Consider the following 25,543-nt stretch of genomic DNA (forward strand, 5'->3'; position numbering starts at 1 on the left):
ATCACCGAATAATCCTAGAAGGAATTGAAAGTATATTTATATTTTTAAGCATAAATGAAACATTTACAATGAATAATCCTAGAAGGAATTGAAAGCGGTATAGTCTCATTTTTTAATTCTTCTTGTAAAAATCGAATAATCCTAGAAGGAATTGAAAGAGTAGTAAAACTGCGGTATTCCACATCCCAGATGTTAGGGAATAATCCTAGAAGGAATTGAAAGGTAAATAGTTTCTATCTCGCTATAGACAATATCAGTATGGAATAATCCTAGAAGGAATTGAAAGGCCAAATAGTTTTTTCAAGCCACCCAAAATCTTTTCTCCGAATAATCCTAGAAGGAATTGAAAGTTTAACGCAGTATTTTAAACTTCCGTGATATACTTTCATAGAATAATCCTAGAAGGAATTGAAAGTTGCTAGCGAAAAAGAGATAGAGATATTTTTAGAACCGAATAATCCTAGAAGGAATTGAAAGAACTTCACCATTCCGCTCCACCCCATATTCTAAGTAATTGAATAATCCTAGAAGGAATTGAAAGTTATATCGAATCATACTGAAATGTATAGAAGTATCGAGAATAATCCTAGAAGGAATTGAAAGGAACCCTGCGAGCTGAGCTATTTGGATGGCTAACTCGTAGAATAATCCTAGAAGGAATTGAAAGAATTCTTCTATTCTATAAAAAAAGATAATATTATTATATCGAATAATCCTAGAAGGAATTGAAAGGCTTTAATTGCATGATTAAATATTGTTAAATTATCGGAAATAATCCTAGAAGGAATTGAAAGATTTTGCAGACGTTTATAAGCGGTATTGCGCCTACTCTGAATAATCCTAGAAGGAATTGAAAGACTAACAATTGTTTGATTTATTAAAAGATATGAAAAATAGAATAATCCTAGAAGGAATTGAAAGAGTTAGAAATTCATATAATTTTTTGAAATCCTCGGGATATAATGAATAATCCTAGAAGGAATTGAAAGCAATGATACATAAATTACACCTTAATCAACGTCAAAGTAGAATAATCCTAGAAGGAATTGAAAGAAACAAATCTACTTTGACAACATTACTTTGTTCTACACTACTAGAATAATCCTAGAAGGAATTGAAAGTATTTTACGAGTACCTACCAGCCCAACAAGAAGAAATAGAATAATCCTAGAAGGAATTGAAAGTGTAAGATTGTTAGATTGCCTAATTTATTGATAAAGAAAGAATAATCCTAGAAGGAATTGAAAGATAACCCCATTTATGATGGGATCTACGATCGGATCGGATTGAATAATCCTAGAAGGAATTGAAAGATTTTCCTTAACTCTACTAGAAATGACCCATTTAATCGAATAATCCTAGAAGGAATTGAAAGTCCGATACTCCAGTTCCATACCATCCATCTTTTATAATTGAATAATCCTAGAAGGAATTGAAAGAGATATTCTATTTCAGTATTGTCTAATTTCACCGTTTCGAATAATCCTAGAAGGAATTGAAAGCAACTTGACTTATATGCACAATCTTCAACATTATTAAGTGAATAATCCTAGAAGGAATTGAAAGTTATCAAGTTTTCAATTTGCGTTGATTGATATTTTATCAGAATAATCCTAGAAGGAATTGAAAGAACGTATACTGATAATACCGGAAATCAGCAAACAATGAATAATCCTAGAAGGAATTGAAAGAGTAGGTGGCACTGTCAGGGACATTATACAAGGAAAAGAATAATCCTAGAAGGAATTGAAAGCTGTTCCTGTTGGATTGCACTATTAGCTGCAGTTGCAGGAATAATCCTAGAAGGAATTGAAAGCGATATATACGTCATACTTCCCGTTATGTCGTTCTATGGAATAATCCTAGAAGGAATTGAAAGGTGCAGTTACATCCATTGACCTAGCATCAGCTATACTCAGAATAATCCTAGAAGGAATTGAAAGTGTATTATATTCTCGAACGTCGTAGGTCGTGCAATAATAATGAATAATCCTAGAAGGAATTGAAAGATTGAAAGAACCAATTGAACTTCCTATGCTAGTGCTTCCGAATAATCCTAGAAGGAATTGAAAGGCTTTTGTTTGCTATTGCGGCTTGCATAGCAGTAGCAGAATAATCCTAGAAGGAATTGAAAGGGAAAGATAGCATGCCCGTAAAGCTATCGTTAAACAGAATGAATAATCCTAGAAGGAATTGAAAGAGTTAGAAATTCATATAATTTTTTGAAATCCTCGGGATATAATGAATAATCCTAGAAGGAATTGAAAGCAATGATACATAAATTACACCTTAATCAACGTCAAAGTAGAATAATCCTAGAAGGAATTGAAAGCATATCTCCTCAGCTCCTTTACTTAGTGCAACTTCATACTTGAATAATCCTAGAAGGAATTGAAAGTAATACCGTTTATAATATCGTTTCCTAAGCTTGAAAAGGAATAATCCTAGAAGGAATTGAAAGATGCGTAATATTGATATGCCTTTGGGTAATCCATGTACAATGAATAATCCTAGAAGGAATTGAAAGATTACATTATCTCAACTATTACAATGCAGAAATCGGAAGAATAATCCTAGAAGGAATTGAAAGAAAATCTCAAACAGAAAAACGTAGTCAAATGTGTTGTCGAATAATCCTAGAAGGAATTGAAAGTATAGTTAGTATTGTTAGTCGTAGTTTCCTCTTGTTGTTGGAATAATCCTAGAAGGAATTGAAAGTCAACCTCTCAATCATTTTGTTCTTTGACATTGTATCTTTGAATAATCCTAGAAGGAATTGAAAGTATACGTAGATCTACGCCATTTTCGCGAATTGTATCATCGAATAATCCTAGAAGGAATTGAAAGCAAATGTATAGTTTTTATCTTTTTTCTTAAAAAACATAAGAATAATCCTAGAAGGAATTGAAAGATAATCTCTTATACATTTCCCTTACTCTTTGTGGATTATGAATAATCCTAGAAGGAATTGAAAGTCATAATACATTTTAATGTTAATGTATTCAAATTTATGCGAATAATCCTAGAAGGAATTGAAAGTTAAACACCATATTTCTCTTTATCACCAACGCTCTGGAATAATCCTAGAAGGAATTGAAAGAAATTGTAGCAGAGAGCACTAAAAACCATGTGCCCTCTGAATAATCCTAGAAGGAATTGAAAGCAAATTCCTTCGGTGGTATGATTTTGTCCTTGCTCAGGATTAATCCTAGAAGGAATTGAAAGTTTATTATACGAGGTGCCTTATCTGCAGGCAAATTAGGAATAATCCTAGAAGGAATTGAAAGAGATCTTCCAGTTGTCTAAGCGAATCGTTCACCTTATCGAATAATCCTAGAAGGAATTGAAAGTTTTCCCCCTCCTCGAATGCGAAATCATTAATTTTGATTAATCCTAGAAGGAATTGAAAGATCGTTACAAGAGTGGAATAATTTCGTTCAGGATTTACTGAGTAATCCTAGAAGGAATTGAAAGGAATAATCAGTGTATTTAGTAAGAAGATACTTGAAGGACTTAGATTAATCCTAGAAGGAATTGAAAGAGAATTTTATCATTATACGATTTTCCAAATGTTATACCAAGATTAATCCTAGAAGGAATTGAAAGATTTATCATAATCATCATAGATTTTTACTAATACACTTGATTAATCCTAGAAGGAATTGAAAGTTGTACTAGTCTCCATAGGAATCCTCTCCACGTGCTAAATCGATTAATCCTAGAAGGAATTGAAAGTTACTGTCAGAGCAAAATTAGAGAATGGTAAATTAGGATTAATCCTAGAAGGAATTGAAAGCCACTCAAAAATATCGTCATCTTCTTCCTCTTCCTCAGTGATTAATCCTAGAAGGATTTGAAAGAGCAAAACCGCTATAATTGCCGATTGGAACTGCTTGAGGATTAATCCTAGAAGGAATTGAAAGAACGTTAACTTAAATTTGCCTACATGAGTTATATTTTTAGTTAAAGGGTTGATAAGATAATGTTAGATAAGAAGATTGTTTTCGTTAAGGATTGGGGGCTTATGTTAGAGTTAGTAAAGATATGATAACTTGTGTGGTAAAGGATGGTTAAATGGTCTTTATCTCCAACTGAAATATCATCAATTATAATTTTGACTAATTCCTCAATATATTCAGAGGTCATAAATTTGGCTAATCAGTACGGTATAGAAATAGTGTTCTTTAAAGGTAATGAGCCTATTCCTAAAATAATACCCGCATCTTATGCTGGGTCTTTTAAGTTATGGTTAAGGCAAATAAGGGCGTGGAAGAGCAAGAAGGTTAATTTAGCTAGGGAATTCATATACGGTAAACTTCACAATCAATGGGTTACGTTAAGATACTACGAGAAGAAATATAATATTAATTTAAATTCCGGCAAATTATTACAGCTTGAAAGAGAGGTATTAGTTGAAAACACTGTAGAAGGGGCTATGCAGAAGGAGGCTGAAGTAGCTAAATGGTATTGGAGTGGCGTGAGGCAATTAATACCTAAGGAGTTGGGATTTAAAGGGAGGAAAAAGAGGGGTGAGGCAAAGGATCCATTTAACGTAGCTTTAAATATAGGTTACGGGATGCTGAGGAAGTCCGCGTGAGGAGCGGTAATTTCTGTTGGATTGAACTCATATCTGGGCTTTTTGCATAAGTATAGGGCTGGAAGACCTTCGTTGGTTCTAGACTTAATGGAAGATTTCCGCTCTCCATTTGCAGATAGGAAGTTAATAGAGATTGCTAGACAGAAGCCTGAAGACGTGAAGGACATTAAGGTTATATATACTAACATGGTATTTGAGGAGGAAATATATACTCAAGCTAGGAGATTGGCTAACGCTATACTTCATAATGAGGAATATAAGCCTTATATGGCGAAGTAAATGTTGTACGTTGTATTTTACGATATAACCGATAATGAGTTAAGGAATAAGGTTGCAGATTTTTTAAAGAAAAAGGGAATGAGAAGAGTTCAATTAAGCGTTTTCGTTAAGGAGTTAAATTCCTCAAGGCTTAAGGATATGGAGGCTGGTTTAAGGCTCATTTATAGAAAGAGTAATCCAGGGGGTAGGTTTATGATATTAATATTGCCCGTTACAGATACACTATTTAAGCAGAGGATAGTGATAGGAGGGGAATATAGAGAAGAGGAAGGTAATGTTGTTTGGTAGATTGGTAAGTGTGGGCTTTTTATCCTCTTTCTATGAGCCCGTAAATATCAAAGCCTAATATTTTATTTAAAACATTTCCATAGCATTCATCGTCAATCTTATAGTATATCCTGTTCATTTTATGATCGTAGTATGTGAACTCCTTTAAAAGTCCTCCATGAGCTATAAAGTTCCTTCTGGTCTGATCTATACTTTTCATCATACTATTACAATCTTCTTTTGGCTGTTCTAATATTTCATAAACCATTCCGCTCTTTTTCTTATTCGTAATATTATTAAGTTCATTAATTATTAAGGGTTTCGAAATACTGTAAAATCTTTCGAAAAGCTCCGTAATTTCGTGAAGACTCTCGACCTTAAAGGGATCATCGTAGGTATTTATTTTATCGCATATGTAATCCTCAACTATCCTCGATAGTATCACGCTCTCCTTAAGCTCTCCTAAAACTCTTTTGTCTTTTAGAGAGAATAGTATCCCTTGCGATTTGATATCTTCCTTAATAAACTTAATTTCAGGTATTTCGAAATTCTTTCTATTCCTTCTGCACAAGTAAATTAATGGTAGAGGAGCATTAAGCTTTATCGAATTAATAACATCTGTATTCTCTAGGTCTTGAAGATTAAAAGAGTCTTTATTGAATTTCGCCACGGTCTCTATTTCGAACTCAGTTTGGGAAATCGGTACTGCGTTAATTACCCTAAGCTTAGCCCCTAAAAGTGCAGATAACTGCTGAAGTACATTTAACGTTATCGCAGTGAGGTAATTTATTCCGTGAGTTATATCTAAAACTATTTCATTTTCTCCCTTAAGTCTTTTATAGAGCTCAGCGTAAAGTAGCCCGCGCATAGCCTCAGAAGTTATCTTATTAAAACTTACGCCACTTACTTTACCCAAATTCGGTATCGGAATAATTTCCACGTCGCTTACCGATTTATTGCATTTATCTAAACACTTAAGCAAATCATAGATGTAGTCTCTTACCACATCCCTTATGTCATCCCCTTTATTGACCCTTTCATTAGCTTTAATTAAAGCCTTTTTCGCTTCATCACAAAAGGAATATAATACATTACCTTCTCTCGGTTTTGCAAAGATAGCTGAATAAAAGACTATTATAATCGATCTACCTTCTGATATGGATAATGTGGTCCAACATTTAATTTTCCCATTGTCTGAGTTATATTCAGCCATACTCCACCCTAGAGGATCGCCCCATGTTGCGATGTAAACCATATGTTAAATATTGATAAGCGACTAATTAAGTTTACCGCTGAAAATGATAACTAATAATATATAGAAACAATTACAAATTAAATAATTTTTATATATTTTTCTTGAAAGCTCAATACTTTGACGTAAACATTGATAGTGTTGTCGTTAGGGTATAAATTCTGGGATTAGTCTTCTCTCCCATAAGACTAGTGCCATGGAGTACTTTATCATGCTAGCAGTTGTTCTAATTTTCCTCGGTAATACAAAATTCCCGGCACTACCGATAAAGTTTTTAGTTTAGTGTTTAGTTAATTAAAAATATGAGGATAAACTCCTCAGGTTAGTTGAGATGTGTTTAGTTAATGCACTGGATTTGATGAAAATCTTTAAGCTACGTTAAAGTAGAACACTGCTAATCATGCTTATGCTCCTATTTACTGCCTTCGTTGCTCTCTTGAAAAGCCTATCCCTTAGTGAGGAATGAAGCCCCTCGTTAGGGTTAACCAGTGAGACTACCGTGTGATCCTTTAACCAGAAGTAAACTTTGTAATCATCACTCACCTACCATCATCCGGCAAGTAAATTTTAACCTCACTTAAAGTATTCTCATCCCTATCACCCACAGAGTAAATTATGTATAACCCTAGCCTAGTGTACACATAACAAGTAAACACCCACTTGTAGAAAGCCCTAGTGTTTCTGTACAAGTACGTCCACATCTCATCAACAACCTTAGTAACAACTTTACCCTTAACAAACCCTTTATCCCACAAGTCCACTAGCTTCTCGTACTTCCCACCATAACGCTTAACCCAAGTAAAAACAGTACCCAAAGGCACATTAGGAACCCTAGAAATAGCCCTCATACCATTAGCATACATCCTCAAAGCCTCCTCCCTAACCCTCTTATGATAATGATGCCTAGAAGCATCACCCAAAAAACGCTTACCACACTACACAAAAACTTCTGCCTACCCAACCACACTTAACAACATGATGACTACCACAAGAAGGACAAGCTAAATCTTGCCTAATTACAGGCTTCCTACCCATAAGTAATACTCATAATACAAGAATTTATACTCTAATGACGACACTATCTCTATTAACACGAATATAAAAAGTTTAATCGGAAAAAAATTATAAAGAATTTTTTATCAAATGTATTCATATTATAACATAGTTATTTATAGATTTCCGATCTATATTTATTGGAACAATTAGTTTTTATAATTTTGTTAGTCTTAATCTATAGGAGATACAATTGATTTACATAACTGATGCTAAGGGAGATGGAAGACCTTGTCTTAAGGTATATGAAGGAAAGGTGATGAAATGGTATTATTGCGAAAGTGAAGACTATTTGTTCTCTTCGTTTATAAATTTACTTAAATATGATAAAAATTTTAGAATTTATAACGTCTACGGAAAAAAGGTATATATTCCTAATGATCCAGAGGTGTTTAAGGTTAAGGAGGAATTGGAGGAGTTTGAGGGAATAATATACAATTTATCGCAATTACTTCCTTTAATTAAAATATCTAGAGAGATAAACGGAAATCGTAAAAAGGTAAAGGTAAAGCTGAAAAATAAAATGAATGCTGAAGAGGTATTAAAATTAGGAGTTAGAATCATAAAGCCGGTAGAATTGCCTAGGTTATTTTAATCGTTGTATCCAATCAATTCCTAAAACGGATAATATTTGAATCTATTTTATATATATTTTACGGAATTCTTTAATTTTTATAGAGAGAACGATGACTAGCTTTTAATCTAGAATTGGTTTAAAATTTATTGACGATTTATCCAGAGCAGCTTAAGAACTGAGAAAATTAACTAATGCGCAAAACATTCTGCATAACAAGGTCTAACATAGAAAAAGTTAAAGAGCTATGATAGTTATTTGCTAAGTCTAAAATTAATAGAAAATCCTACAATTGTTAATTTACCTCACATCTAGCGATATTTATGATAGTTATATAGTTTTGAAGTGTTGTGTTTAGTCACGTTTATTAAGTACGAAAATTAACAGTAATATTTTCTTAATCAGAACCGATTTTACGTGAGTAATACTTTTAATATAGAAATGTAATAAAACGTTGAGTCTTTCCATAAAAGTACGTAAAAATTTAGAGATAAGAAGAGATTAAAACCGATTTTATGATAATCCCTAACCCAAATTTTCAATAAATTATGCAAAATTACTGTTAGAAGCTTTACGTAGATAATTCGATTTACTATATTTAAATAGTAAATATATAAATAAAGATAAATATTTAAAACAATACAAATTATAAATAAATTTTATAGATAGACAGTCATTTAACTACTTATCGTTGAGTGTTTGTTTGTATTACTTTACTTTTAATATTCCGGCAGTCCTTCTCCATTTTCTGTATAATGTAATTCTGGGCGATTCAAGTCTACTTTGCGAATTCAATTTGTTTCTCTAAAACTAGATAAGAATAATTGATTCTAAATTTTCGGTAACACTAATAGGGGACGAGCTTGAGGTAATATCATGGAAGTCATAACTATTGACGAAGTAACCCTCTACGACACTCGTAATTCTCTATTACTGATAATTCAATTTCATTTCATAGTTCTATTCTATCTTCTTTTACCTCTGTCCCCACATCCTCAGAAAGGCTTCCATGTATTAATATATTTCCTAACTGAAGTATGCTACTTTCCTTAAGGTAATCCCTAATAATTTCATCATAATTCTTTATAATTCTTGTCACAGTCACTATATACGCCACCTCCTCTGGAGTTAAAGTAAAAGGCTATGGGAAGTTCTCTTGCTAATGATATTGCTTTGTCTTAATAACCTACTTTTTTTATATAAGTCAAAAATTTTCTCAAAATCTATAGAATATATTTAATTTAAGAAACTTCTAATTTCCTTTTCCTTTAGAGTTGAGGGAGTAGAATCATTTTTATAGCTTATTGCTACTTTTTAGTTAATTTATAAGAGTATGGGATCTATTATTACGATGTTATTTTCTTTTTCTAACAATAGTCTCTTTACGTTCTTCGCAAGAGAACCGATAGGGAGGAGTATCAGAGTATTAAACAATATTGGACTTATATCACCTCCTAATATCTGGACTTTATCTAGTCTTTCCGCTAAGAACTCATGTTCCGTATAGGCCCTTCCGGTAACATATTTATACTGTCTTTTTTCTGGAAAGCTCAAATTATAGTCCTTAATTTCCTTAACTGTAAATCTACCATATCCTAGATTTCTGTCCTTTCCGATACCGAGTTTCTCTAAAAGCCTTAAGGCCTTATCTAGCTTATCATTCCAATTAGTACTTAGAAATCCCATCTCGGGTTTAGGCATGAAGGAAGGAGTAGCGTATATATCGGCTGAATTTACAAGTCTGTCCATTCTATTCTTGTACTCAACTATTGTATCTCCGTATGATGAAAGGTAATTTGATTCCAACTTTATCTCTTTTCCATTAATCCCCTTAGCGTATTTTTCATTCCCTCTACATTCAAGTCTATAAGGCGGGTTCAACTTCTTCCAATATACCAACATCTATATACTCTATTTTCTTGAGCTCTTTTTCCATATCCCTGCTATCGCATTGTATTGTTTTAAAGGGTATTTTTAGGTAAAGTTTATTATTAACTATCGGGAACATAGATGAGAATTTTACCTCACTGTTTTTTATCTCGTCAAAAGATTCACCTAAGAGTGATAAAGCCTTAATGAACGCTCTGTAAAGAGTTATTGAATCTATATAGTTCTCCCTTTCTGCTATTTTGAAAGGAGATGTGAACCTAATGACAATGAGTTTCATTAATTTATAGTTGTTAGGCTGTTTTATATTTCTTCATCAACTTTTTAGATATGTGCCATTTTCTTCTTCAAATTTAATGCCAAACCTTTTTATAAGTGATCATTATAAAGGGGTATCGCAATGAAGTACTTAGTGAGAGAAAAGAAATATTATCTTTTTATCCTAAATATTAATTATGAAGGTAAACGTAAACGTCACGGATCTCGTAGAAGCTAACGTAACGTTAGAGCTAACTAGATTAACGTTACTAATAGGACCAAATTTAAACGGTAAGTCAATATTATTGAGGTGTATTTATAATTCTGTAAAAGGATTAAAATACAATTTAAGCGTAAATTATCCACCTATAGGAGAATGTTCGATAGATAAGGATTTTAATTACGTAATATATATAGACCCCTATGTAATAACCTATTATATTTATGATAAATATAGAGAATTCTTTGAAAGATATGAGGGTAATGAGAAGCTGACTGAATTATCAGAAATAGAGAAAGAAGTTTAGCGGTATTTCTAGATTACTTGAAATACGTTCATTATCTAGAGACGATGATTTATTCGAGGCTAAACAACAAGTTAACAATGTCATTCGGGAAATAACTGAAGAATTGAAAGAAGCAAAGCATGAGGAAGAAGCTAAGTATCTAGTACCGTTATGGATTTCCTTAACTAAAAACGGCTTAGAATGGAGAGACATTTTTGGAAATGAAGGTACTAAAATCACTGAGCTTCCTCCCTCTTTTTATCCCTCTTTTGTTTTAACTGCTACAATGTATTCTTATGCCTTAAGTAAAAAAAGGGAAAATGTTTTGCTCTTACTTGATGAACCTGAAGCCTTTACATATCCCAGTTTCGCTTATACATTAGGGAGAATAATTAGACACTTAACGGAAAACTCAGAATATTTACACGTAATTGCCATAACCCATAGTTGGGACTTTTATAGAGGACTCTTATACCGTAATTCCTCAAATGTTAAGGTATATGTGATAAACAGAGATGGAAAGAAGCTAGAGATCGGCCCTAGAGAAGACAGTTGGTATATCCCAGGTTTCAGTGTTTCTGCGGTGTTAGGATAATATGGTTCGTGTTTATATTGATTTAATTGGATTATATTACTGTATTGAAAAATGTAAGAACATTGAAGTTGCTGGAAATTTACGCGTGGGACGATGTTCTTATACTTCTCAGTGAACTCTCTAATTTAATAGTTGAAATCTTACCATCGATTTCTGTCTCTGGAGGAATATTTATATTTAAGAAAAAGTATCCCATAGCTTCACGTACTCATTTGCTAAAGAACAGGAGGGGATCGCTAAGAAAGAACTAAACGGAAAAGAAGGCAGGGTATCAAGTAATATATTCGAGAAGTATACTGAAGATGAGAAAAAACTATGTGATGGCTTAGATAAGAGATCTTTAAGCTGGAGTGAGGCTGTTAAATTTCTGGAATACGTCAAGAAATTAATTGAAAGTAATGTACCGAGTGGGTATTTATATAAAGTTTACAACATAGGGCAAATGATAGAGGATTGTGAAATCCCTAAAGCTTTAGTCACTTACGCCTATTTAAACGCTAGGAATGAGAGAGTGTCTAAAGAAGTTAAAGTCACACCGTCAAAGACCGGAAGAGTACTAATAATAGTGTTAGAGAGTGTCTAAAGAAGTTAAAGAGAAAACTGATTTAGTAGATTATCCAGGAGAAGAGGAGAGAGAAATAATAATAACAACGAGGTTATTGAAATTTAGAAACGTGGTTAATATGTACACCTTACTAAAGAGAACCTAAAAACTGCAAAAATATCAACATACCAATAATTTACTTTTTTTACATACTTTTTATCAAATCCTTTAACGAAATAGCATTAGCCTTTCTTATCAACTCTTTATCGTTAGACACTAGGATAAGCCCTAAAGATTCAGCTACATACGCATAAGATGCGTCATAGTAAGTTAAACCCCTTTCTATGGCAATTCTCATTACCCCCTCAAGAGGCGGATCCTCTACTACGTTAAATTTTCGCATTAATTTATAGAAAAGTCTCGAAAGGGTTATGGGGTCTTTAACCTTTTTATGTATATAATACTCCTTCCATATGACGTTGCCTACCTCATAAAAAGTTAGGGTAAGTATATGAATTTTCTTAACATCTACCTTATCCACGTAATCTAAAAGCGAATATAAAGCTGAGGCATCGAGCAAGAATTCCTTATCTTTCATCTCTACTCTCCCTAACAGTCCTCACCCAATCATCTTCACTTACATCCCTCATTAGTTCCTTAATTTTCTTAGCCGTATCCTTAAGTTCTTCCTTCTCCTTCTCCTTTATGGCTTCCTCTAAAGCCTTTTCTACAACTTCCCTAATGTTAATTCCCAATTCCTCTGCCTTCTTCTTTAGCTCTTTCTTCACTCTTACGCTTATTACGTCTGACATATATATGTATACGAGATATACGTATATAAAATTTTCGTATATTCATGCTTTGTTAGGTTACTCCAATTTTTTCCTCAGAGATAACATATGACTAACTTTTACAGTCTGGAGAATAATTTCATTCATCTGAAATATTTATATTTATTGTCACCTCCTTGCCCAACAAAAATACTTGAGAGTGTAGAGAATGTTATAGATCAAGAAGAAGGTTGTGAACCAACGGGCTATCGTAAACTTATTAGAATTTCAAGGGAAGTGGAAGCCCATTGAGGAGAGGCTATGCTTTAAACTCCTAAAGCCTTGTTCTGCATAATCCCTTTTCCCAAATGTGACCCTCTTATGCTCCACATTAAACCAGCTAAAAGCATTAAGGCAGTTACTCTACTTTTCCTCGGTAATATGAAGTTCACGATACTATCGCTAAAGTTTAGAATTTATCCTAATTAGCCTAACTTAAGACCTAAGGAAAAACATAGTGTCGTTATTAAGTTATAAATTTATACTTCAACGTAAAAAGGTGTCTCTGAGAATCTGAGCTAGACTATACTTTCTATAGAGAATTCCCCTTTTTAATAAAATTTATAGCTTAGTGCTAACACTATCAAAATTCTCACTATATCGTTTTAATGAAATACACTGAACGAATCAAAAAACAAGCTATAAATATAAGTTTTTAAAAGTAATCAATTATTCTTTAGAATTAGTCTTTTGAAAGAGAAAATTAATCCTCAATTTATCTAATTTACGATATAATTATCACATTCTATACTCACTCAATCATTTGTTTATTAAAGTTAGCAGTTGTTCTACTTTTACGTGGCTAAACATCTTTATCGACTTGAGGTTTTTCTTAAACTGATTTCAATAAACCTAGGGAATTTCTCCATGCTTTTTCACTCAGTTAGATACTAACCGAAAAACTCTCTTGGCAATACTGGGGATTATGCATTACCGAGGAAAATTAGAACAACTGCTATAAAGTGTAACTATTACAAAATAAAACATTTATACCCAGTAAACTAAGGATCGTCTATCTTATCTTGCTTATAATCTAAAACCAGATTTAACTTCTTTGCTATTTCCTCTCCTAATAAATTCTCATCTAATCCTTCAAACGAGTAACAAATCACCTTAATTACCCTATTCATTATTCTTAGTTCTACTAATTTAGCTCTGGTATGTATAATTTCCCCAGTTATTGATTCAAACGGGATTCCTTGAAACTCCTCACCTCTAATTTCCTTAAATGTTTCAAAACTAAGTGTGCATTCACCTTCAAATCCCGTATCTATCAGAAATCTTATTCTAACCCCGCTAACTTCACCTTCAATTTCCACTTATCTCACCTTTATGCTACCTATAGGCTCTATCCTATACTTTTTACCCTCTAATTTTCTTAGTTCCTTGTCCAACTCTTCTCCGTTAGCTACTACTATCTCTTTTCCATCTTCTGTAACTATTTTATATCCCTTGCTGATATCTGTCTCCTTGTAGAAATTATCTATAAATTTCCTACTCCAATCTCTCAATCTAATGGCTCCCTCTTTTCTCTCAATTATCGCTAGCTCTTCAAGACGGCGCATAATATCTGAGGAGAATATCTTTTCTGCACGACTTAATGGAACTACGTAACCTTCCTCCTTTAATCTCTTTATAATTTTAACGTAATTAGGTTTTATAGATATGGGAGGCGATGGCAAAATTATAATGTCATTGAAGCTTTCGTGCAAATAGTATAGAGTTGATTCTAGCATGAGACCTGCAATTGAAATAAATATTGTTTCACTTTTAAATCCCGAAGTGGTATTAATGAATATCTCATATCCATTATTTTTCCAGTCTATGAGTTTTGTTATAACTTTATCGAATAGGTCAACAGTCCCCTCATAAAAATTTGATTCAGAATTTATTTTAGTTACTTCTGCTAATACAACGTCCTTATAACCTAATTCATTTAAATAATATCTAATTGCCTCTCCTGCAAGTTCAGAGTTAGGCGAATTAGTGTAGTAAAGGAAAATTTTAGTATCCTCTAGTGTATGATTAAACTTTCTGAAAGCCTTTAAAAGGGCTGATAATTCAGCTGAAGCCTTCTCCCCGTTCTCTCTAATATAATTCTTAAGATATTCTAGAAGTTCATTACGGTATTCTATAATCATTCTTTGCTTTTTATCATCCAAAGATAGACTATCCCAATTTTCTAAACCTAGGCTACTAAGTCTATCTTTAATTTTAGGATCTTTAGATGAGTTTCTTAATACGGAAGTACCCACAGCACTTAAATGCACTTTCATATGTACTAGTAACCCTATGCTAAGATTTATACTTTTTTATACGTGTTTCGAAGGATGTAGTCTTTTCCATAATCATTACGACGGGTGATTCACGGCTCCATTGTGAATTGTAATTTATGAATAATATAAGTATAAAAGTGTTAACATGATTAAGCACGTATCCCCTTTATTAACCATTATTACCAAATTAAATTCGTTATAGTTTTTGAAATATAGTGAATTTGTAATGGAAACCTGAATGTCCCATTACGACAAGCCTATAACTTTTTCCAATATAAATGCTTTTTAGGTTACTTCAATTTTTATAATGTTAAACTTACTTTTAATCTAACGTTTTAAGAAAATTCGACGGACTTATAAAAATTAGGAATTACATAAAATAGTAGCTTGTTAACAATATTTTCGCTACAACATACAGTATAAAGCTAATTTTATGAAAATTATCAGTAATTATAACATTTAATAAGAATATCCACAGCATCAGGCATATAGGTATAAAATTATTAATTAACAGCAGTTGTTCTACTTTAACGCAGCTTAAAGATTTTCATCAAACCTAGTGCACCTAATTAAGGATTCTCCACATAGAGTACAACCTAATTTAGACCCTTTATTACATTTAAGACGAACTTGTAACTAAGTGGTATTAAAATAAAAATTAGATAAATTTTTCCTATCATACGTAACCTTCTCTTACGATGAAGAAGATAGCCAAGATTTAAACTTCCTCTCGAATACAACACCATCTTTCCCATTGATAAGCAATCTCCCAGATAAACCATCAATCCATTCCTTTCTAAACGCACTTTTCCCGTAAATTGCCCCCATTATTGCCCCCACTATTGAGGAAATTGTATCACATCCCATGTATAATTAACCGCTTCCAAAACAACTCTTTGCGGTTTTCCCTAAATTTTTTCACGATATAGAGAACACACGGCAAAGTTTCACCTAAATATGCCGTTGAACGAAATCTCTCACAAAAGGTTAAAGTATCATCTCCCTTTAAAGCCTTATCAATTTCTCCCGTTAATAATTCATATAAATTTACATAGAAATTTTCACCTTATAGTATTTATTCCCTACGAATTTAACTATCCTACTGGGGAGGTTCATTAAGAAATCATCATTTACGAAAGTTATCAAATTCCTAAAGAGTTCTGCGAAAGCTATTGATGTTTCTATTGCTAACACATCATTCTGCGTAATTATGGTATCCAGAACTGAATCTACAAGATGATTTTCATCCACTTTTAAACTAGGGAGTATAACTGGAGATATTCTCATTAAGTCACCATTTGATGCTGATTTAACGCCGCATTCGTGCCATTTCATTCCTCGATAGTAAAAAGGTAACTCTTATAATCTAAGCCATACTGTACTCTACATATAGAATTCCTTATCTAAACAACTAGATAATGGCACTTTCAGGGAAGTTATAAGTTTCTTGCATTTATTATTAAAAAAAGACCTTATGCTCACAGTCTACTTGTAATTATGCCCTTATCGTCTAGCTCTCTTAATTTTTCATCTAGAGTTAAGAACTTCATCCCGTAGGTTAACGCAGTGTAATAAAGCAACAGGTCTATAAAGTCTTTATCCCTATCATCTTTTAAAGCTTTAATGTAGGCTAACCTGAGATTTTTAATTAATTTATAAAAATAAGGGGTTCAAAGGGGACGAAAAACCTCACCTTTTAAGGTGACGACGGATAGTCCCCTTTGTAGTTAAGTTTTTTAACGCGAAATGTTAACTTTTTTCAATGTCCATCGTAACGTTTCGTTTTCGTGCCTTTACAGACGAGCAAACCTTGAGGGCGTTAAAAGCCCGGTTGAAGTTAGCATGTGAGATATACAACACGTTACGATGGGCAGACATCTACTTCTACCAAAGAGATGGAAAAGGTCTAACACAAACGGAGTTAAGACAATTAGCCCTAGACTTGAGAAAACAAGACAAGGAGTACAAACAACTATATTCACAAGTGGTACAAGAAATAGCAAATCGTTTTTATGAAGCAAGACAGAGGTTCTTCCAAGAATTAGCACGTTTTCCTAAGGAAAAGAAAATCCACAAGTGGTATTCTCTTGTCTATCCTCAAAGTGGTTGGAAAATACTATCCGTTAGAGAAATAAGGACTGGAAGTAGAAAGAATAAAAAGAAACTGCTTGTGCTAAGTTTGTCTCACTTAGGCACCTTCAAGGTCATTGTCCATAGGGACTTTCCCTTGGACAAGGTAAAGAGGGTGGTAGTTAAGCTAACGAAGTCTGAAAGAGTATACATATCATTTGTGGTAGAAGACCATGTGTTCCAGCAAGCTCCGAAGACTAACAATGTAGTGGCAATAGATGTTGGTGTAGAGAAGCTTCTAACAACTTCAGATGGTGAATATTTACCCAACTTCAAGTTTTACGAGAAGGCACTCCGTAAGATCAAGCATTTGCACAAGGAATTGTCTAGGAAGGAGTTCCTTTCCAAGAATTGGCTTAAAGCCAAGGTTAAGTTAGCTAAGGCATATGAACATCTTGCTAATTTGAAGAGGGATATGTACATGAAGATAGGGAAGTACCTATCGATGAATTACGATGTTGTGGTAATGGAGGATATTAATGTTAAACAACTGGTTGGTAAGTCTCTCAGAAAGCTTAGGATGAGGTTACATGACGTATCGTTTGGTGAGCTAAGGGATATAATCAAATATCAGATAGGGAAGTATGGAAAGAAATTGGTGTTAGTTAATCCGTCAAACACGTCAAGGACGTGTGCTAGATGTGGATATGTGAAGGAAGATCTAACTTTAGCTGACCGTATCTTTACTTGTCCTAAGTGCGGTTGGATAGCTGACCGTGACTATAATGCTTCTCTAAATATCTTACGTAGGTCGGGGTGGGAGCTGCCCTTAGTGCCTGTGGAGCTTCACCCTCTACCAGTACTTCAGTACTGGCAAGGTGGAGTTATGAAGCAGGAAGCTTCCTCCTTCACGATAGACCCAAAATCATTTTACAAAAATAATTCCGGTAAGGTACTATTAATTTTATAGAAAATAAATGGAATTTATAACTATATTAAGAGTTCAACAAATTGAAGAAAAGCTTAAGGTGAGGAAGACGGTATTATCACGAGGTGAACCAAGGTGATAACACCTTGTCTTCCCCACCAAAATAACATTCAACAAATAGGATATAAATTACTTTCCATGTTAGACTTCCAAGGGAAAAAGGCAGAGAACGTAGAAAAAACGCTAGTCTCCGCGTGTTTATGGAACGACTCCATAGAAAACAAGTCAAGCGCATACAACGTATCACCACAAACCGTGAGGAACTACGCGGAGGAGCAAGGTGTGGAAGTAGTTGAGAAACTCTTGGAACAAGTGAGGAAAATATCCTTGGAGACGCTAAAGGGAGAAAAGGAAATAGACATTTCAATAGACTGGACCACCAAAACCTGGTATGGGAAACCGGTGGAAGGACTCGGAAGCTCGGAAAAGGGAAGCTCGTGGAACTACGCAACAGCAACGACTAAACATGATGGGAAAGTACTCCTACTGGCTTTCGTCACACAAGTGAACGGGATGACTAAGGATGATATCGTGAAGGTCCTCGTGGAGCAAGTTGTTGCAATGGGGTTCAAGATAAGGTTAATAGCTCTTGATGCGGGTTTCTACACAGTTAATGTGCTTAACTTCATTTCGCAGTTCAATTATATAATCGGAGTTCCCGTTGGGGACGTGAAAGTCTATGAGGAGTTTGATGGAGAGTACATGACAAATAGTAAGAGGCATAGGAGGGATGAACAGGTTAAGTTTAGGCTGATCGTGTATCGCAGGGAGAAAATCAAGAGGAAGAAGAAGGTTGTTTACTTCGCTAGGGCGACTAATCTTGACCTACCGAAGAAGGAGGTGTTGAGGTTGTACAATAAGGTAAGGAGTCCCATAGAGACCTCTTACAGGAACATCAAGGCTTTCCTTCCCTTCACCAGTTCCACTAAGTTCGTCTTCCGCACGTTGATCTTCGTGCTGGCCATGGTTTTCTACTCCTTGTACACCATATTTAAGGGTGTGGTGAGGAGGGAAGAGTTCAGATTATTGCTTATCCTTTTGTTTCCTGGTGATTTATTCAATCTGGAAAATTTTCTATTTAAACTAATAAATATGCTTATTAATGTAATAGATTTATTTTTAGGGAGGTGATTTTGGGTCTACCGTTCAGGAGGGAGTAGCTCACAAGTGCTAAATGGACTTTTTAACCCTGCTTTAACAGAATTATAATCTATTTTCTTTTCCCTCTTAATCAATCTCCTAATAACCCACATTGCTTCAATTAGGGAAAACTCCGTAAAGTATATTTCGTGGTTCGGAATTTTTTTTTTTTTTTGATGTCTTCCAATCCTCTTCGCCTAAGTCTATTCCAAATGCAAGTAGTATGAAGCTGGTATCAATCAGAATCCTCGTACTTTCCTTGCCCCTCCTCACTTATCTTTTCTACCTCATCTGGAGAAATTTTAGCAAACTTCTTACCTTTTATTGATAGCAAAACTGGGTTATTAACCTCTAAAATTATCTCATTATCCTTAGCCTTTAGAGTTAATATATCGCCCTCTTTAATGTTAAGTTCTTCAGCAATACCCTTAGGTATGTGAATTGTTAACTTCTTTCCTACCTTTACTTTAGTCTCCATTATATATAATTAGTCTGGATGATATATAAATGTTCTGACTATTGGAATGATTTATTAAATTGGCCTATTCTGGAAGAATTATCATCATCGAAATCAGCTATACCTACAAGGATAATGAATTGGGATATTTTTCAATTCTATAGTAGATTATCATAATACGTGTACACTTGTGTTATGTAGCTCGATAACTTTCAATTCTATAGTAGATTATCGACACGGATAAAGTAACAACTTTAATATCGCAAGCGTCAAACTTTCAATTCTATAGTAGATTATCTTCGTTTGTTTCTTTCCCAGTTGTCCATTCTAACAACATTCTTTCAATTCTATAGTAGATTATCTAGCGTTGCAAAGCAGACAAACTCTTCAATCAGCACTGCTCTTTCAATTCTATAGTAGATTATCAAAAATAGTTATGTTTATATTCATGTGATGTAAGATGACTTTCAATTCTATAGTAGATTATCAGAAGAAATACCACCAGCTACCGAAAAAGCGCCTAAAAACTTTCAATTCTATAGTAGATTATCTGAGTAACTTATAATATGTGTATATGTGTATATAGCGTTCTTTCAATTCTATAGTAGATTATCCTTTGAATATAATGCTCAATAAATCATATCAAGAAGCACCTCTTTCAATTCTATAGTAGATTATCCATATCCTATGCTATTTGCTATAGGTTTCGGCGCGGCTTTCTTTCAATTCTATAGTAGATTATCCTAGCGGAACGGGTCAGTTGATAACAACCGAAGTAGTGCCAACTTTCAATTCTATAGTAGATTATCATCAACAAGCGTTAAAAGAAGCTGAAGATCTTATAGAGCTTTCAATTCTATAGTAGATTATCCGATATTGTACCGCATTATGCTACGGCGTTTGCTCAACTCTTTCAATTCTATAGTAGATTATCGCTTTGATTGAAAATATTGCGAATTTGTGCCAGCCTCAACTTTCAATTCTATAGTAGATTATCATTTTTTTATAATAGATAATAAATGGCGAAGCATACTCTCTTTCAATTCTATAGTAGATTATCAAAAGTTGGCACAAGCCCAAAACCCAAAAGGTAACCCCAACTTTCAATTCTATAGTAGATTATCAGCAAAAATGCCTAAGTTGTTAGCATCATATTTACTACTAAACTTTCAATTCTATAGTAGATTATCAAGATTAAGGGAATTTTATCTAGCGGAGGGGTTTATGTTAGCTTTCAATTCTATAGTAGATTATCATTCGTTATAGGGAATATCGGCTGTAGTACGGACTGAGGCTTTCAATTCTATAGTAGATTATCATACGTAGACACTTTAAGGTGACCAGGGTTGGATGATGAACTTTCAATTCTATAGTAGATTATCTATGAAAGGGATCTTTACCCTACCCTAACTGCTTACTGGTACTTTCAATTCTATAGTAGATTATCATAGAAGCGATGAAGGTAGCAGTTTTCACTATAAAAGGCTTTCAATTCTATAGTAGATTATCACAGTGATAAGGAGATCTCAAAAATCCTTATTATACCGGTCTTTCAATTCTATAGTAGATTATCCGTCTTTCTGTTACCTATAACACTCCTGACGATCTCTAGCTTTCAATTCTATAGTAGATTATCAGCAGCGGGCGTACCACAATGCTTACAAGCGAGATTCATACTTTCAATTCTATAGTAGATTATCTTGTGAATAAGGTGGTACTTTGTACTCTGCCTGATTTTCTTTCAATTTTATAGTAGATTATCAATACAATACATGATGTAACAACACTTATTGGCTTACATACTTTCAATTCTATAGTAGATTATCTGCGGCATTACTCAGTGCGCTTTGTACCGCATTTTCAATATCTTTCAATTCTATAGTAGATTATCCTGAAATTAAGGAAACCGTATATAGGAGTGTTGATAAGACTTTCAATTCTATAGTAGATTATCGGTTATGAGCTTCATCGAATACTACTAACTTGTGCTTTACCTTTCAATTCTATAGTAGATTATCATTCTTGACACCGAAAGGCATGAACGAGAGAATTCTTATCTTTCAATTCTATAGTAGATTATCAAGCTCTTAGTGTGAGTATAGGTCCTGGAGGGATCGTAATACTTTCAATTCTATAGTAGATTATCTAGTATGGCGGTGAACCTGAAGTACCTCCAGCTTGAATCTTTCAATTCTATAGTAGATTATCAGTAGATTAAGCGGTATGTCTTTGATTGCGTTCCTAATCTTTCAATTCTATAGTAGATTATCATAGCATCTTAGCTGTTGCCGACTTAAGCGGTAACTTGATCTTTCAATTCTATAGTAGATTATCCCAAGGTGTTGTTACTTCTTGTCTGTTTTGTAATTCCATAGGCTTTCAATTCTATAGTAGATTATCTAATTTATACAATATCGAGGAGGTTGTAAGAAATGATGCTTTCAATTCTATAGTAGATTATCAGGTGATATATCTTTCTAAGTAATCGTTTCCTTTTTTAATCTTTCAATTCTATAGTAGATTATCGCATTATTTGCTAATGTATCACTTCCCTGCACCCCAACTTTCAATTCTATAGTAGATTATCTGATGCAATGGAGGTAAATGGATAATGTCGTTTATTATATCCTTTCAATTCTATAGTAGATTATCGTTATACATTGCGATAGTTGTTGTGATTGTGACGCTGACTTTCAATTCTATAGTAGATTATCAAATATCTAATGCTGATTTGATGGACATGATTGATAAGACTTTCAATTCTATAGTAGATTATCTCGCTGGGACTTCTGACACACTTAGAACTTCTACTTGTTTCTTTCAATTCTATAGTAGATTATCTCTACTAAAAGTCTTATGCCACCGAAAACATTTTGAAACTTTCAATTCTATAGTAGATTATCGATAATTTACGCTGGCAATCCAATAAGTTATACTCTTACCTTTCAATTCTATAGTAGATTATCTCAAGGCGAAGTAAGGTTGACTAATGTGACCGAGGAGACTTTCAATTCTATAGTAGATTATCGGTGAAAGGTCATTGTCTTACCAAGATTTCTTGAATTATCTTTCAATTCTATAGTAGATTATCAAGTCGTTTACCATGAAGAATTAGGCTGAACTAAAAAAACTTTCAATTCTATAGTAGATTATCTAAGGAGGACATGGTGATACTACCTGATGTTGTAGTTACTTTCAATTCTATAGTAGATTATCAAGAAGGTTTTGCTAAAGGTCGGCAATAGGCGATTATCTTTCAATTCTATAGTAGATTATCCAAAAATTTGAACACATCAATATTTGAAGGATTGTAGTACTTTCAATTCTATAGTAGATTATCAGTAAGATTAGGGGAAGATGTGAAGAGACTAGGGATTCCGCCTTTCAATTCTATAGTAGATTATCCATTACTGCGCTAGTTGAAGTTGTTGTTCGTACTGGTTCTTTCAATTCTATAGTAGATTATCATATATTAAAGAATAACAATTTGGCGCCCAACGCAGCGCTTTCAATTCTATAGTAGATTATCAAGTGTGTAACTTATACGTTAACGGTTTTCCGCTTTTCCTTTCAATTCTATAGTAGATTATCCATTTAACACGTACTCTGTGCTGTTAACATAAACTGATTGTACTTTCAATTCTATAGTAGATTATCAACTTAAGCAAAGTGGATCGGGACTTTGCAAGTAAAATAGAGCTTTCAATTCTATAGTAGATTATCTTAAGTATCTCCATCCTAGAAATTTTCCATTTTCAATTATCTTTCAATTCTATAGTAGATTATCTTTGTTTGTTCCGGTGTGATGGAATTTCAGTTTGTTTCCTTTCAATTCTATAGTAGATTATCCTGTAAGTTATTAAAGTGTCAAACTTGCCAAGTCTGTTCTTTCAATTCTATAGTAGATTATCATACAATTGACATGTATTATGTCAATATCATATTCTAACTTTCAATTCTATAGTAGATTATCTACATATCTCGTTAGCTGCTGCCATTTAGTCCACTTCACTTCTTTCAATTCTATAGTAGATTATCGACGCAGCAAGAAGAAATACCCCAACCAACAGAAAAAGCCTTTCAATTCTATAGTAGATTATCGTGGAATTTCAGTTTGTTTCGGGGTGATCGTAAATATGGGTCTTTCAATTCTATAGTAGATTATCAATAGATAGTAATGTCCTTCCTCTTAAACTTAGGTGACATCTTTCAATTCTATAGTAGATTATCACGAACAAATACGCATCAAGCAACGATATTTACGGATGTCTTTCAATTCTATAGTAGATTATCAATTCCACGAAAGGACATTGCTACCTATTCCAAATGAACTTTCAATTCTATAGTAGATTATCCTTTTGAGTAGGGCTGACCTCCTTCCCGTCCTTAGGGGCTTTCAATTCTATAGTAGATTATCATAGACTCTCTTTCGAATCTACCATCGCTAGAAGAATTGGCTTTCAATTCTATAGTAGATTATCATAGATAGAAACGAAATTATACTGGAGACTGTTGCTAGGCTTTCAATTCTATAGTAGATTATCTTCTCCAGTGTCCTCATCGTATTCTACTGAATGTATTTCCTTTCAATTCTATAGTAGATTATCGCTGGAGTTTTTGTGGGTTCTATCTTAGGGTATCTTCTCTTTCAATTCTATAGTAGATTATCAGCAAGGTGTCGCTACATTAGGATCGCAAAGATTCGCACACTTTCAATTCTATAGTAGATTATCTGACGCTTTATTAATCCTTTACTACACTATTATTTTTCTTCTCTATTTATAAGCTTTACTTTCCTCTAGGCTTACAATTTTTCATTCAAATTCTGCAATCCCTACTAAATCTGGGAAGATGAGGATTCCTTTATGAAGGTAATGAATTTAGGCTAACGCCCTGCCTCCTAAGAGAACTACGATCAAGGAAACTCACTTACAAAAACGGGACAGAAAATACAAAACTACTATATACTTTCCTCAACGATAGATTACCCTTTTTCCCTTTTTCCACGATTAATCTTTATGTAGAGATTTTACCATAGTTTTAAGGGCTTTCCCTAGTAAACCTGGGAACTTTTTCCTCTACCTCATTAAAACGGTTTTTAGATTTACCACACACTATTATATTATGAGGTCGCAGATAGTTAGACAGTTACGGAGGCTCCACTCATATAGGGCTTCAGACCCTATTGAGGAGGAGCTACGGGGGTGGAACTACCACATGCCCCCCGTAAAGCCTAGGCGTTATCTAGGTCTATCCATGTCTGACGTAGCCTATAGGTATTGCGAGACCAAGAGGGACGTCTACTTAAGGAAGGTCTTGAAGGTGCAAGGGGAACAGAGAACTCCCCTACTGTTGGGCCAAGCAATCCACGAGATAGTTAAGAGCGTGTCAAACGAGATCGTGAAACTCCTCTCCTCTGGTTACAAACCTTGGAATATATTAGAGATTCTGTTTAGGAACAACAAGATCGCTAAAAGTATTTGCCCCCAACAATTCATTAAGTACTGCGAGGAAGTCTACAAGGCTTACGCATTGGACTTATTGAGCGACTTCTCCGACTCTACCTCCTTCATTCCAGTCATAAACGAGTTCAAGGTAGATGGGACTCCCTTGGGGCTTTCTTCCAGGCTTTCAGTTGACGCAATAATGCAACTCTCTTTAGTTGTTGAGATGAAAGTGGGAAGTGTACAAGAGTTTCACAAATTGGCCTTAGCAGGATACGGTATGGCTTTGGAGAGCGCTCTAGAGCTTCCAATTGACTTCGGTGCCTTAATTTACGTTAACGGAATCACCACTACCTCCCCAGAGTTTAAGATTGAGGTCTTTTACGTCTCCTCTGACCTTAGGAAGGAATTCTTGGATGCTAGGGATGAGGTTATTGACATGGTAAGCCAAGAGAAAGATCCGGGGATGCCGGTCTCATGTTCACCCTCTTGTCCCTTCCTAAGCTACTGTAATAACAAGAGGTGA

At 34.0% G+C, this 25,543-nt stretch carries 21 protein-coding genes, 3 pseudogenes and 2 CRISPR repeat arrays (1 of these 26 only partly in view); of the genes and pseudogenes, 11 read left to right on the forward strand and 13 right to left on the reverse strand.

What is annotated here, in order from left to right; genetic code table 11:
- A CRISPR array of direct repeats spans positions 1 to 3,923; the repeat unit is 25 nt; unit sequence GAATAATCCTAGAAGGAATTGAAAG; it begins 4,639 nt to the left of the window's first position.
- A gap of 143 nt (positions 3,924 to 4,066) precedes the next feature.
- Together cas1 and cas2 are read left to right on the forward strand one after the other, a co-directional pair.
- A pseudogene (gene cas1 / locus J5U23_RS08330) lies at positions 4,067 to 4,876 on the forward strand (CRISPR-associated endonuclease Cas1).
- Positions 4,877 to 5,164: a CRISPR-associated endonuclease Cas2 gene (gene cas2, locus J5U23_RS08335; RefSeq protein WP_218265846.1), complete on the forward strand. Its 288-nt coding sequence runs from the start codon at positions 4,877 to 4,879 to the stop codon at positions 5,162 to 5,164.
- Positions 5,165 to 5,183: 19 nt separating this feature from the next.
- Here cas2 and J5U23_RS08340 read toward each other — a convergent pair whose 3' ends face one another.
- Together J5U23_RS08340 and J5U23_RS08345 are read right to left on the reverse strand one after the other, a co-directional pair.
- The gene (locus tag J5U23_RS08340) at positions 5,184 to 6,398 is read right to left on the reverse strand and encodes a TM1812 family CRISPR-associated protein (protein ID WP_218265847.1); all 1,215 of its coding nucleotides are present in this window, start codon (positions 6,396 to 6,398) and stop codon (positions 5,184 to 5,186) included.
- Positions 6,399 to 6,773: 375 nt separating this feature from the next.
- A pseudogene (locus tag J5U23_RS08345) lies at positions 6,774 to 7,430 on the reverse strand (IS1 family transposase).
- Positions 7,431 to 7,641: 211 nt separating this feature from the next.
- On the opposite strand from J5U23_RS08345, the gene J5U23_RS08350 reads away from it, so the two are divergent.
- Positions 7,642 to 8,043 carry a hypothetical protein gene (locus tag J5U23_RS08350; protein ID WP_218257797.1) on the forward strand — a complete coding sequence of 134 codons (402 nt, stop codon included), beginning with the start codon at positions 7,642 to 7,644 and terminating at the stop codon, positions 8,041 to 8,043.
- Positions 8,044 to 8,974: 931 nt separating this feature from the next.
- Here J5U23_RS08350 and J5U23_RS15795 read toward each other — a convergent pair.
- The 3 genes from J5U23_RS15795 to J5U23_RS15800 all read right to left on the reverse strand — a co-directional run bounded on the left by J5U23_RS15795 (position 8,975) and on the right by J5U23_RS15800 (position 10,189).
- Positions 8,975 to 9,127 (reverse strand): hypothetical protein, encoded by a 153-nt coding sequence (locus J5U23_RS15795; protein ID WP_244988755.1) that lies wholly within the window; start codon positions 9,125 to 9,127, stop codon positions 8,975 to 8,977.
- A gap of 218 nt (positions 9,128 to 9,345) precedes the next feature.
- Positions 9,346 to 9,924: a hypothetical protein gene (locus J5U23_RS08360; protein ID WP_244988756.1), complete on the reverse strand. Its 579-nt coding sequence runs from the start codon at positions 9,922 to 9,924 to the stop codon at positions 9,346 to 9,348.
- Positions 9,887 to 10,189, reverse strand: coding sequence for a hypothetical protein (locus J5U23_RS15800; protein WP_244988757.1), 303 nt, complete (start codon positions 10,187 to 10,189; stop codon positions 9,887 to 9,889). The genes J5U23_RS08360 and J5U23_RS15800 overlap by 38 nt, the downstream gene beginning before the upstream one ends.
- Before the next feature lie 175 nt (positions 10,190 to 10,364).
- On the opposite strand from J5U23_RS15800, the gene J5U23_RS15805 reads away from it, so the two are divergent.
- From J5U23_RS15805 to J5U23_RS16005, 5 genes are all read left to right on the forward strand, one after another.
- Positions 10,365 to 10,694, forward strand: coding sequence for a hypothetical protein (locus J5U23_RS15805; RefSeq protein ID WP_244988758.1), 330 nt, complete (start codon positions 10,365 to 10,367; stop codon positions 10,692 to 10,694).
- Between the two features lie 103 nt (positions 10,695 to 10,797).
- On the forward strand, positions 10,798 to 11,268 hold the full coding sequence (locus J5U23_RS15810; RefSeq protein ID WP_244988759.1) for an ATP-binding protein: 471 nt from the start codon (positions 10,798 to 10,800) through the stop codon (positions 11,266 to 11,268).
- A gap of 62 nt (positions 11,269 to 11,330) precedes the next feature.
- The gene (locus J5U23_RS15815) at positions 11,331 to 11,519 is read left to right on the forward strand and encodes a hypothetical protein (RefSeq protein WP_244988760.1); all 189 of its coding nucleotides are present in this window, start codon (positions 11,331 to 11,333) and stop codon (positions 11,517 to 11,519) included.
- Between the two features lie 191 nt (positions 11,520 to 11,710).
- The gene (locus tag J5U23_RS15820) at positions 11,711 to 11,851 is read left to right on the forward strand and encodes a hypothetical protein (RefSeq protein WP_244988761.1); all 141 of its coding nucleotides are present in this window, start codon (positions 11,711 to 11,713) and stop codon (positions 11,849 to 11,851) included.
- Positions 11,844 to 11,978: a hypothetical protein gene (locus J5U23_RS16005; RefSeq protein WP_280638372.1), complete on the forward strand. Its 135-nt coding sequence runs from the start codon at positions 11,844 to 11,846 to the stop codon at positions 11,976 to 11,978. Before J5U23_RS15820 ends, J5U23_RS16005 begins: the two co-directional genes overlap by 8 nt.
- Before the next feature lie 39 nt (positions 11,979 to 12,017).
- On the opposite strand, the gene J5U23_RS08375 is transcribed toward J5U23_RS16005, so the two are convergent.
- The 7 genes and pseudogenes from J5U23_RS08375 to J5U23_RS15830 all read right to left on the reverse strand — a co-directional run bounded on the left by J5U23_RS08375 (position 12,018) and on the right by J5U23_RS15830 (position 16,253).
- On the reverse strand, positions 12,018 to 12,410 hold the full coding sequence (locus J5U23_RS08375) for a type II toxin-antitoxin system VapC family toxin (protein WP_218257805.1): 393 nt from the start codon (positions 12,408 to 12,410) through the stop codon (positions 12,018 to 12,020).
- The gene (locus tag J5U23_RS08380; protein ID WP_218265848.1) at positions 12,400 to 12,624 is read right to left on the reverse strand and encodes a type II toxin-antitoxin system CcdA family antitoxin; all 225 of its coding nucleotides are present in this window, start codon (positions 12,622 to 12,624) and stop codon (positions 12,400 to 12,402) included. The genes J5U23_RS08375 and J5U23_RS08380 overlap by 11 nt, the downstream gene beginning before the upstream one ends.
- A gap of 118 nt (positions 12,625 to 12,742) precedes the next feature.
- A pseudogene (locus J5U23_RS08385) lies at positions 12,743 to 12,993 on the reverse strand (IS6 family transposase); the annotation flags it as partial.
- A gap of 650 nt (positions 12,994 to 13,643) precedes the next feature.
- The gene (locus J5U23_RS08390; RefSeq protein WP_218265849.1) at positions 13,644 to 13,961 is read right to left on the reverse strand and encodes a clan AA aspartic protease; all 318 of its coding nucleotides are present in this window, start codon (positions 13,959 to 13,961) and stop codon (positions 13,644 to 13,646) included.
- Positions 13,962 to 14,918: a putative CRISPR-associated protein gene (locus J5U23_RS08395; protein WP_218265850.1), complete on the reverse strand. Its 957-nt coding sequence runs from the start codon at positions 14,916 to 14,918 to the stop codon at positions 13,962 to 13,964.
- A 693-nt stretch (positions 14,919 to 15,611) separates the two neighbouring features.
- Positions 15,612 to 15,785, reverse strand: a complete 174-nt coding sequence (locus J5U23_RS15825; RefSeq protein ID WP_244988762.1) for a hypothetical protein — start codon at positions 15,783 to 15,785, stop codon at positions 15,612 to 15,614.
- Positions 15,786 to 15,965: 180 nt separating this feature from the next.
- Positions 15,966 to 16,253 (reverse strand): ADP-ribosylglycohydrolase family protein, encoded by a 288-nt coding sequence (locus J5U23_RS15830; RefSeq protein WP_244988763.1) that lies wholly within the window; start codon positions 16,251 to 16,253, stop codon positions 15,966 to 15,968.
- A 427-nt stretch (positions 16,254 to 16,680) separates the two neighbouring features.
- On the opposite strand from J5U23_RS15830, the gene J5U23_RS08405 reads away from it, so the two are divergent.
- Both J5U23_RS08405 and J5U23_RS08410 read left to right on the forward strand, forming a co-directional pair.
- Positions 16,681 to 17,958, forward strand: coding sequence for an RNA-guided endonuclease InsQ/TnpB family protein (locus J5U23_RS08405; protein WP_218265851.1), 1,278 nt, complete (start codon positions 16,681 to 16,683; stop codon positions 17,956 to 17,958).
- A gap of 93 nt (positions 17,959 to 18,051) precedes the next feature.
- The gene (locus J5U23_RS08410) at positions 18,052 to 19,107 is read left to right on the forward strand and encodes an ISH3 family transposase (RefSeq protein ID WP_218265852.1); all 1,056 of its coding nucleotides are present in this window, start codon (positions 18,052 to 18,054) and stop codon (positions 19,105 to 19,107) included.
- A 244-nt stretch (positions 19,108 to 19,351) separates the two neighbouring features.
- On the opposite strand, the gene J5U23_RS08415 is transcribed toward J5U23_RS08410, so the two are convergent.
- The gene (locus tag J5U23_RS08415; RefSeq protein ID WP_218265853.1) at positions 19,352 to 19,594 is read right to left on the reverse strand and encodes an AbrB/MazE/SpoVT family DNA-binding domain-containing protein; all 243 of its coding nucleotides are present in this window, start codon (positions 19,592 to 19,594) and stop codon (positions 19,352 to 19,354) included.
- Positions 19,595 to 19,722: 128 nt separating this feature from the next.
- A CRISPR array of direct repeats spans positions 19,723 to 24,306; the repeat unit is 24 nt; unit sequence CTTTCAATTCTATAGTAGATTATC.
- A gap of 391 nt (positions 24,307 to 24,697) precedes the next feature.
- Between J5U23_RS08415 and cas4a the strand changes: the two genes are divergently transcribed.
- Complete coding sequence (gene cas4a / locus J5U23_RS08420) at positions 24,698 to 25,543, forward strand: type I-A CRISPR-associated protein Cas4/Csa1 (RefSeq protein WP_218265854.1); 846 nt, start codon at positions 24,698 to 24,700, stop codon at positions 25,541 to 25,543.

The sequence above is a fragment of the Saccharolobus shibatae B12 genome (assembly GCF_019175345.1).
Lineage (GTDB): Archaea > Thermoproteota > Thermoprotei_A > Sulfolobales > Sulfolobaceae > Saccharolobus > Saccharolobus shibatae.

What these genes read in the sequence shown, in the direction of transcription:
- J5U23_RS08340 (WP_218265847.1), bottom strand. Translation starts at nt 6,398, where the DNA reads ATGGTTTACATCGCAACATGGGGCGATCCTCTAGGGTGGAGTATGGCT.
- J5U23_RS15825 (WP_244988762.1), bottom strand. Translation starts at nt 15,785, where the DNA reads ATGGGATGTGATACAATTTCCTCAATAGTGGGGGCAATAATGGGGGCA.
- J5U23_RS15830 (WP_244988763.1), bottom strand. Translation starts at nt 16,253, where the DNA reads ATGAAATGGCACGAATGCGGCGTTAAATCAGCATCAAATGGTGACTTA.
- cas2 (WP_218265846.1), top strand. Translation starts at nt 4,877, where the DNA reads ATGTTGTACGTTGTATTTTACGATATAACCGATAATGAGTTAAGGAAT.
- J5U23_RS08380 (WP_218265848.1), bottom strand. Translation starts at nt 12,624, where the DNA reads ATGTCAGACGTAATAAGCGTAAGAGTGAAGAAAGAGCTAAAGAAGAAG.
- J5U23_RS15805 (WP_244988758.1), top strand. Translation starts at nt 10,365, where the DNA reads ATGAAGGTAAACGTAAACGTCACGGATCTCGTAGAAGCTAACGTAACG.
- J5U23_RS08375 (WP_218257805.1), bottom strand. Translation starts at nt 12,410, where the DNA reads ATGAAAGATAAGGAATTCTTGCTCGATGCCTCAGCTTTATATTCGCTT.
- J5U23_RS15820 (WP_244988761.1), top strand. Translation starts at nt 11,711, where the DNA reads ATGATAGAGGATTGTGAAATCCCTAAAGCTTTAGTCACTTACGCCTAT.
- cas4a (WP_218265854.1), top strand. Translation starts at nt 24,698, where the DNA reads ATGAGGTCGCAGATAGTTAGACAGTTACGGAGGCTCCACTCATATAGG.
- J5U23_RS15800 (WP_244988757.1), bottom strand. Translation starts at nt 10,189, where the DNA reads ATGAAACTCATTGTCATTAGGTTCACATCTCCTTTCAAAATAGCAGAA.
- J5U23_RS08360 (WP_244988756.1), bottom strand. Translation starts at nt 9,924, where the DNA reads ATGTTGGTATATTGGAAGAAGTTGAACCCGCCTTATAGACTTGAATGT.
- J5U23_RS08415 (WP_218265853.1), bottom strand. Translation starts at nt 19,594, where the DNA reads ATGGAGACTAAAGTAAAGGTAGGAAAGAAGTTAACAATTCACATACCT.
- J5U23_RS08405 (WP_218265851.1), top strand. Translation starts at nt 16,681, where the DNA reads ATGTCCATCGTAACGTTTCGTTTTCGTGCCTTTACAGACGAGCAAACC.
- J5U23_RS08395 (WP_218265850.1), bottom strand. Translation starts at nt 14,918, where the DNA reads ATGAAAGTGCATTTAAGTGCTGTGGGTACTTCCGTATTAAGAAACTCA.